General features: G+C 62.3%; 7 protein-coding genes. 3 read left to right on the top strand and 4 right to left on the bottom strand.

Annotated elements, in window-relative coordinates:
- Nucleotides 1-917 (top strand): MFS transporter (locus VIM98_RS20370; protein WP_331994933.1); only part of this gene is annotated, 917 nt, incomplete at its 5' end.
- Nucleotides 918-975: 58 nt separating this feature from the next.
- On the opposite strand, the gene VIM98_RS20365 is transcribed toward VIM98_RS20370, so the two are convergent.
- The gene (locus VIM98_RS20365) at nt 976-2,013 is read right to left on the bottom strand and encodes a LacI family DNA-binding transcriptional regulator (RefSeq protein ID WP_331994932.1); all 1,038 of its coding nucleotides are present in this window, start codon (nt 2,011-2,013) and stop codon (nt 976-978) included.
- A 317-nt stretch (nt 2,014-2,330) separates the two neighbouring features.
- Nucleotides 2,331-5,066, bottom strand: a complete 2,736-nt coding sequence (gene polA, locus VIM98_RS20360; RefSeq protein WP_331994931.1) for a DNA polymerase I — start codon at nt 5,064-5,066, stop codon at nt 2,331-2,333.
- A gap of 113 nt (nt 5,067-5,179) precedes the next feature.
- Here polA and VIM98_RS20355 point away from each other — a divergent pair, with 113 nt between their 5' ends.
- Together VIM98_RS20355 and VIM98_RS20350 are read left to right on the top strand one after the other, a co-directional pair.
- Nucleotides 5,180-5,707, top strand: a complete 528-nt coding sequence (locus VIM98_RS20355; protein WP_331994930.1) for a DUF2782 domain-containing protein — start codon at nt 5,180-5,182, stop codon at nt 5,705-5,707.
- Nucleotides 5,708-6,139 carry an EamA family transporter gene (locus tag VIM98_RS20350; protein WP_331994929.1) on the top strand — a complete coding sequence of 144 codons (432 nt, stop codon included), beginning with the start codon at nt 5,708-5,710 and terminating at the stop codon, nt 6,137-6,139. It abuts the gene before it with no gap.
- Here VIM98_RS20350 and VIM98_RS20345 read toward each other — a convergent pair.
- Nucleotides 6,123-6,842 carry a glutathione S-transferase gene (locus VIM98_RS20345; protein ID WP_331994928.1) on the bottom strand — a complete coding sequence of 240 codons (720 nt, stop codon included), beginning with the start codon at nt 6,840-6,842 and terminating at the stop codon, nt 6,123-6,125. The genes VIM98_RS20350 and VIM98_RS20345 overlap by 17 nt on opposite strands.
- Nucleotides 6,843-6,920: 78 nt before the next feature.
- Entirely contained in the window at nt 6,921-7,820 is a 900-nt protein-coding gene (locus tag VIM98_RS20340; RefSeq protein WP_331994927.1) for a LysR family transcriptional regulator, read from the bottom strand.
- Nucleotides 7,821-7,965: the final 145 nt, after the last annotated feature.

Here is a 7,965-nt window from a genome sequence, read left to right as displayed (position 1 = left end):
CGGTGCTACTGGGCTCGGTGCTGTGGACCATCGTATCGACGCGTGAATATCCGCCGGATGCCTTGCAGGCTTTCGACAATGTACCCATGACGGAGACCGAGGAGGTCGATCGCGCGGCTGCGCGCCGCTGGGGTGGGTATGCGCTGGGTGCAGGGATCGTCGCCACGATGGCGGTGATGTTCTTGCATACGGATCGCGAGCTGTTTTTGTTGACCGGAGGCGTAACGGTCTACGGTGTCGCGTTGCTGTGGCTCGCCGGCACGCACAGCCGCAACATGGCCGCGCAGGTACTCTCCGACCTGTTCCATATGCCCGATGCCATGCGCCGTCTGGCCTGGGTGCAATTCTTCTCCTGGTTCGCCCTGTTTGCGATGTGGATCTACACCACCTCAGGCGTGGCAGCCTGGCATTTCGGCAGCGGCGATCCGCATTCGGCGGCTTACAACGAAGGCGCCAATTGGGTCGGCGTATTGTTTGCCGCATACAACGGTTTTGCCGCATTGGCGGCCATCGTCATTCCCTGGATGGTGAAGTGCTGGGGCTTACGCATCGCCCATCTGATCAACACCTGGCTGGGTGGCGCCGGACTGTTGTCGTTCCTGTTGATCGGCAACCCGCATTGGCTGCTGGCGTCGATGATTGGCATCGGCTTTGCCTGGGCGTCGATCCTTTCGCTGCCTTATGCGCTGCTGTCGGACAATCTGCCGGCACGCAAGATGGGCGTATACATGGGCATCTTCAATTTCTTTATCGTCATTCCGCAGCTGATGGCGGCCAGCGTGCTTGGCCTGTTGCTGCATCGGTTCTTCCATGGGCAACCGATCTATGCGCTTGTGCTGGGCGGCATCAGTCTGTTTATTGCAGGCCTGTGCGTGCTGCGCGTGCGTGAACCATCCGGAAGAGTCGCTGCGACCTAGGAGCGCGCCGGGGTCACGGGGAACCGTATGACAAAGCCGACGACCCCAGCAACACGGATTACAAACGCGCTCGCAAACTCGACTTGCGTACCACCAGCTTCACCGGCAACACATCGTTGCTCACCGGCTCTTCGCGAATCATCTTGAGCAATGTCTCGACCAAAGCTTCGCCTGCCTGGCCAGTATCCTGCCGCACGGTCGTCAGCGGCGGATTGACGAAGCTGGCCATCGGAATATCGTCGAACCCGGCAATAACGACATCGCCCGGCACGCTCATGCCGTGATCGGCCAGTGCGCGCATGGCACCAATGGCAATCAGGTCGCTGGCAGCGAACACCGCATCGAAGGGCTTGCCACGCGCCAGTAACGTTTCCATCGCAGCGTAGCCGCACTGTTCGGAGCTTTCGGCATTGACCTGAAGATCGGTATCCACGTCCAGTCCCGCCTCGCGCAGCACCTGCGCATAGCCGCGGTAACGGGCAAAGAACTCCGGGTAATGACTGGACGCATCGCCAAGGTAGGCTACTTGGCGGCAGCCCTGTTCCAACAGATGCCGGGTCACGTCCTGGCCGCCAACATAGTTGTCGCAACCGATGGAGATATCGGGCTGATCCGGCAGCACCGCACCCCAGCGCACCGAATGGGTGCCTTGGGCAGCGAGCGCGGCCAGCTTGTCCCGGTAGGCGAGGTAGTCGCCATAACCGAGCAGGATGATCCCATCGGCCTTGCGTGTATCGGCGTAGTCGGCATGCCAGTCGTGCGACAGCTGCTGGAACGAGACCAGCAGATCGTAGCCACGCTGCGCGCAGGCGCGGGTGATCGAACCGAGCATCGACAAGAAGAACGGGTTGATATGCGACTCGTCGGCGGTTGGATCTTCGAACAGCAGCAAGGCCAGCGTGCCCGAATGCCGGGTGCGCAGGTTGGAAGCGTTCTTGTCGACCTTGTACTTGAGCTCGGTCGCCGCCTGCTGGATGCGCTGGCGGGTCTCCTCGCTGACCAGCGGGCTGCCGCGCAAGGCACGCGACACCGTGGACTGGGAAACCCCGGCCCGGTGGGCGATATCGAAGGAAGTGGCTTTATCTTTCTTCTGCACTTGCTGCGAGCCGAACCTGGGCGGGCGGACAAGCGTCAGATGCTAGCGGGTTTTCGCTCGGGGGGTGAGCCTGACGACAGACATAAAAATGCCCCGAAGGTAGGGGGGACCTTCGGGGCCGGGAGGCAAGCGAACCCAGGGGAGAGGCCGCTTGCCGGTGGGGCTCGGTATAGGGAGGTACCGAGGTCCCAAGGATGCCGTTGCGTGCATCCGATAACTTAGTACGCACGAGAGGGCCATAAGTTTCACCTCGGCCCGGAAAGATTTAGCGGGGATTCACTTTTGTAATATTGTAACAGTGGGCCGGGGCCGCCCACTCAGTGCGCTTCATCCCAGTTCGCTCCCACCCCTGCCTCGACCAGTAACGGCACGCGCAGCTCCGCCGCGCCGGACATCCGTGCCACGACTTCGCGCCGGACTTCCTCGACGGCCTCCCCGCGTACTTCGAATACCAACTCATCGTGCACCTGCATGAGCATGTGCGCATCGTCGCGGGATTTGAGCCAGGCGGCCACGGCAATCATGGCGCGCTTGATGATGTCTGCCGCACTGCCTTGCATCGGCGCATTGACCGCGGCGCGTTCGGCTCCGGCGCGCAGGGCCTGGTTACGGGCGGTGAGGTTTTCCAGGTACAGGCGGCGGCCGAAGATCGTTTCGACGTAGCCGTCGCGGTGCGCTTGTTCGCGTGTGGCTTCCATGAAGGCATGCACGCCGGGATAGCGGGAGAAATAACGCGCCATGTAATCGCCGGCTTCGCCGCGGTCCACACCCAGCTGACGCGCCAGGCCGAACGCGCTCATGCCGTACATCAGGCCGAAATTGATCGCCTTGGCAGCGCGGCGCTGGTTGGTGGTGACTTCTTGCGGAGCCACCCCGAAGACCTCGGCGGCGGTTGCGCGATGGACATCGCCGCCTTCCTGGAAGGCGCGCAACAAGCCTTCATCGCCCGACAGGTGCGCCATGATGCGCAGCTCGATCTGCGAATAGTCCGCGGCCATGATGACCCAGCCGGGCGGAGCGACGAACGCCTGGCGGATGCGCCTGCCTTCATCGGTGCGTACCGGGATGTTCTGCAGGTTCGGATCGGATGACGATACGCGACCGGTCGCCACGGCGCCCTGGTGGTAGCTGGTATGCACGCGGCCGGTGCGCGGATTGACGTTCTCGGCCAGCTTGTCGGTGTAGGTCGAGCGCAGTTTGGCCAGGCCCCGGTAATCGAGAATGATCCTCGGCAGTTCGTGCGCGTCGGCAATGGCTTCGAGGGCTTCTTCGTTCGTAGATGCCTGGCCCGTGGGCGTCTTCACTTTGACCGGCAGGCCAAGTTCGTCGAACAGCACACTTTGCAACTGCTTGGGCGAGTCCAGGCTGAACTCGTGGCCGGCGACTTGCCACGCCTGCTGCTGCAATTCGAGCATGCGCTTGCCTAGTTGCTGGCTTTGCAGGCGCAGTTGGGCGATGTCGATCAGCACGCCGCGCTGCTCCATCTCGGCCAGCACGGGCACCAGCGGTATCTCGATCGTCTCGTACACGTGGCGCAACGATGGCGCGCTTTCCAGTTTGGGCCACAGTGCGTGGTGCAGACGCAGGGTGATGTCGGCGTCTTCGGCCGCGTAGCGGCAGGCGGTATCCAGATCGACCTGCGAGAACGAAATCTGCTTGGCGCCCTTGCCGGCCACTTGTTCGTATTTGACCGTTTCGTAACCCAGGTATTTTTTCGCCAGCGAATCCATGTCGTGCCGCGTGGCGGTGGCGTTCCATACATAGGATTCGAGCATGGAATCGTGCTTGAGACCCTGCACCACGATGCCGTAGTGCGAGAGGATGTTCATGTCGTACTTGGCGTGCTGGCCGAGCTTGGGCCGGTCCGGATCTTCGAAGATCGGCTTGAGCGCCGCCAGCACCGCGTCGCGATTCAATTGCGCGGGCACGCCGGGATAGTTGTGTCCCAACGGCACATAACAAGCCTTGCCCGGCTCCACGGCCAGACTGAGACCGACGATGTCGGCCTGCATGGCATCCAGGCCCGTCGTTTCGGTGTCGAAGGCGATCAGTGGCGCATCGGCAAGCTTGGCCAGCCATACATCGAAGGCCTCCTGGGTCGTGACCAGCTCATAGCTGCCGGGCACGGACAGCTCGGTATCCTGCGCTTGCGCCGGCACGATCGCTTCGGCGATGGCAATGGGCGCGGCGGCGGTGCCGACGCTGTCGCTGACGGTCTCCAGATCTTTCAGCGCGGCTTTGAATTCGTAGCGGGTGAACAGCTCGCGTAGCTGTTCCACATGGCGAGAGCGCAGCGTCAGTCCGGTGACGCCCACTTCCAACGGCACGTCGGTCTTGATCGTTACCAGCGCACGTGACAACGGCAGATTCGGCAACGCTTCGCGCAGCGCTTCGCCGATCTTGCCGCTGACTTTGTCGGCGTTGGCGATGACGCCATCGAGCGTGCCGTATTCGGCCAGCCATTTGGCGGCGGTCTTCGGCCCGCATTTGGGCACGCCAGGCACGTTGTCGATGCTGTCGCCGGTCAGCGAGAGAAAATCGACGATCTGCGCGGGATGGACGCCGAACTTGCCGAACACGCCGGCGACGTCCATGGTGGTATTGGTCATGGTGTTGACCAGGGTCACACCGGGCCGCACCAGCTGAGCCAGGTCCTTGTCGCCCGTGGACACGACGACCTCGATGCCCTGCGCATGCGCCTGTTCGGCCAGGGTGCCGATCACGTCGTCGGCTTCCACGCCGGGTACGCACAACACCGGAAAGCCCAGTGCGGCGACGATCGCCAGCATGGGTTGGACCTGTGCGCGCAGATCGTCCGGCATCGGCGGTCGATTGGCTTTGTACTGGTCGTAAAGCTCGTTGCGGAAGGTCGGCCCCGGCGCGTCGCTGACGAAGGCTACGTATTCGGGCTGGGCCTTCAGCGTGGACCGCAGCATGTTGACCACGCCGAACAGCGCGCCGGTGGGTTCGCCTTGCGCATTGCTCAAGGGTGGCAAGGCGTGGAAGGCACGGTAGAGGTAGGAGGATCCGTCGATCAGGATGAGCTTGGCCATACCCGCCATTGTCTCATGCGCAAGGACTCTCGATGCTAAGCAAGTCTCGGCATTCACACTTCACATGGCTTATGCACTGATAAAATCGGCTACCACTCTGGAGGCTGTCCGCCATGAAAAACCTCGCCTTGATCGCCGTACTCGGCACCGTACTGGCCATGCCGGCCCTGGCGCAGGACAGCAAGCCGGCGTTCCAGCCGGCACCGCCGCCGCCTGGCATGAACGATCCGGGCGTCAAGCCGGCCGCGCCGGCGGCTAGGCAGGTACAGACCGGGGCGACACCGGCCGAAGTCAGCAGCACCGTGCTTCCCGGCAAGCCGATCCCGCTGCCGGCGATGCAGGACGGCCCGCGCGACGCACGCGGCGAGCCACCGCCGAAGGTCAACGTGTACAAGCGCGGCGAGGACACTGTACAGGAGTACAGCCGCAACGGTCAGGTCTACATGGTCGTGGTCACGCCCAAGTCCGGTATCGCGCAGACCTACATGGTCGACCAGGACGGCAAGTACCGCAGCGGCGCACACGAGCAGGTCAAGCCGGTGATGTACAAGGTGGCCGAATGGGGCTCGCCGAAGAAGCAGGAAGACAACGATGACAACACACCGGCACCGGCTGCCACCCAGGGCGATAGCGGTCGCTAAATGAGCGGTCGCGACAGCTGGTTGCTGTTCGCACTCGGCTCGGCCTTTTTCGCCGCGCTGACGGCTATCTTCGGCAAGCTTGGCGTGGCGGGGATCAATTCCAATCTCGCCACGTTTATTCGTACCGTGGTGATCCTGCTGGTCATCGCCGGCATTGTCAGTTTTCGCAACGAATGGGCTCGGCCCTCCGAATTGCCCTGGCATGGCTGGTTGTTCCTGGTGCTTTCGGCCATCGCCACGGGGCTGTCGTGGCTGTGTTACTACCGTGCGCTGCAATTAGGGCCGGTCAGCAAAGTGGCGCCGATCGACAAGCTGAGCGTGGCCATCGCAATCGTCCTCGGGCTGGTGCTGCTCGGCGAGAAGCCCAGCCTGCCATTGTTGGTAGGAGGCGGCCTGATCGTGGCCGGGGCCGTGGTCATCGCGCTGTTCTGAAGCCGTCGTCCAGCTCGGCATAGTGGCGGAAGATGCCTTGCTCGTTGAATGCCAGGCGTCGTTCCGAGGCGAGGTAGGCGGCGATATTCGGTCGCTCCGCCACGCGTTTGTGCAGGTCGCGCAATAGCGGCATGCGCCGGTCGAGCCGGCGCATGGCCCTGGGGAACGCATAGTCCAGGCCCGACATCATCTGGAACAGCGACAAGTCCACATACGAGTGCTTGCGCAGTGCATGTCTGCCGCCGCCCCGATCAAGTACATGCTCGAAGTAATCCAGAAACTTGGGCAGGCGGTGCTTGCGAAAATCCGTCGTGCGCCGTTTGGCTTCCTCGCGCTGATCCTCGTAGTACTCGCTGCTGGCGATCGGATGGTGGGTATCGTGGATTTCCACCACGAAATCGGCCAATGTGAGTTGCAACTGGTGTGCATAGAGCTGTGCCGACACGCTGGCCGGTACAAGCTTCAAGCGTGGACCGAGGTAGAACAGGATCGCCGCGGTTTGTGCGATCACAAGCCGGCCTGCCTTGAGAAACGGCGGCGCGAAGGGCAGGTTGCCTGGGTGCGCGCCTTGCAGGAACGGCATCATGACGTCGTCGCCTTCGCGCGCCACATCGCGATAATCGGCACCGGCATCTTCCAGTGCAAGTCGCACGTACTCGCCACGGCCTTGGATGCCGGTCCAGTAGTAGAGCTCGTAGCGCATGTGCGTCCTCCGTCCGCGGATCTTTCAAGGCTAGAGGATCGGGATTGAAGCTTCCGTAAAAGCGTTACACCGAACCGATCATCCAGCAATCGCTGCAGCCGTCTCCCTGATCTGCGCCCACACCAGCTCCGCCACCGGCGACAACGACCGATGCCGGCGACGAATCAGCGTGATGGCGCGACGCGCTACCGGCGCCAGTGTCAATGCCGTGAGCGAAACAGGCATGTGATTGATCGATAGCGCCGGCGTAATCGTGATTCCGAGACCCGCATCCACCATGCTGAAGGCTGTCTGTGTATGCCCGGTCTGCTGCACTACGGTCGCATCGACATCATGGCGGCTCAGCAACTGATCGATCAGACGCCGGCTGCCGGAGGCGTAGTCCAGAAGGATCAACGGCTGGCCTTTGAGTTTCTTCCACGTGATTTGCTCCCGCTCTGCCAGCGGATGATCGCGTCTGCAAACGAGCACGAAGGCATCGTGCATGATCGTCTCGCTGTCGAAAGCTTCTGTATCGGCCGGCTCCACCGTCACGCCGAAATCCACTTCGCCGCCGCGCACGCTTTCCAGGACGAGTGCTTGCGCCTGGTCGTGCATTTGTACGACGAGTTCGGGATACCGTTCCATGCATGCGGCGATGCAGCGTGGCATCAGATGTGCCGACAAGGTCGGCACGGTTGCTACCCGCACCTTGCCGTGCCGGCGTTCGCTTTCCGAATGCACGTGCGTGAGCACCTCTTCCAGCTCGTCGAGTACACGCTCGATCGCGCTCTGTAGATAGCGCCCGGCCTCGGTCGGGACGACCTCCCGGGTATTGCGGTCGAAGAGTTTCACCTCCAGCTCGCTTTCCAGATCGGCGATCTGACGGCTGACTGCCGGCTGGGTCAGGTACAAGTGGTCCGCCGCGCGGCGGAAGTGTCGCAACTCGGCAACGGCGAGAAAGGCGCGTAGCTGGCGCAGGCTGACATTCATGCTCATATCTTATCAATAGATAAGATAAAACGATTTGATTTATCAGTCTAGGGGGACTGGAATACGCATCGACCTTCCCAGCGCAGACACCCCCATGAACCTGAGCCGCTTTCTTCCTGACCGCTTCACCTGCTTTTTGGTGTTGACGGTC

The organism is Dyella sp. (assembly GCF_036568765.1).
Taxonomy (GTDB): Bacteria; Pseudomonadota; Gammaproteobacteria; order Xanthomonadales; family Rhodanobacteraceae; genus GSA-30.
This window is presented reverse-complemented; position numbering and strand designations above follow the sequence as displayed.

Bases quoted from the DNA above. Each gene is read 5' to 3' on its own strand.
- polA (WP_331994931.1), bottom strand. From the start codon at position 5,066: ATGGCCAAGCTCATCCTGATCGACGGATCCTCCTACCTCTACCGTGCC.
- VIM98_RS20355 (WP_331994930.1), top strand. From the start codon at position 5,180: ATGAAAAACCTCGCCTTGATCGCCGTACTCGGCACCGTACTGGCCATG.
- VIM98_RS20350 (WP_331994929.1), top strand. From the start codon at position 5,708: ATGAGCGGTCGCGACAGCTGGTTGCTGTTCGCACTCGGCTCGGCCTTT.
- VIM98_RS20345 (WP_331994928.1), bottom strand. From the start codon at position 6,842: ATGCGCTACGAGCTCTACTACTGGACCGGCATCCAAGGCCGTGGCGAG.
- VIM98_RS20340 (WP_331994927.1), bottom strand. From the start codon at position 7,820: ATGAGCATGAATGTCAGCCTGCGCCAGCTACGCGCCTTTCTCGCCGTT.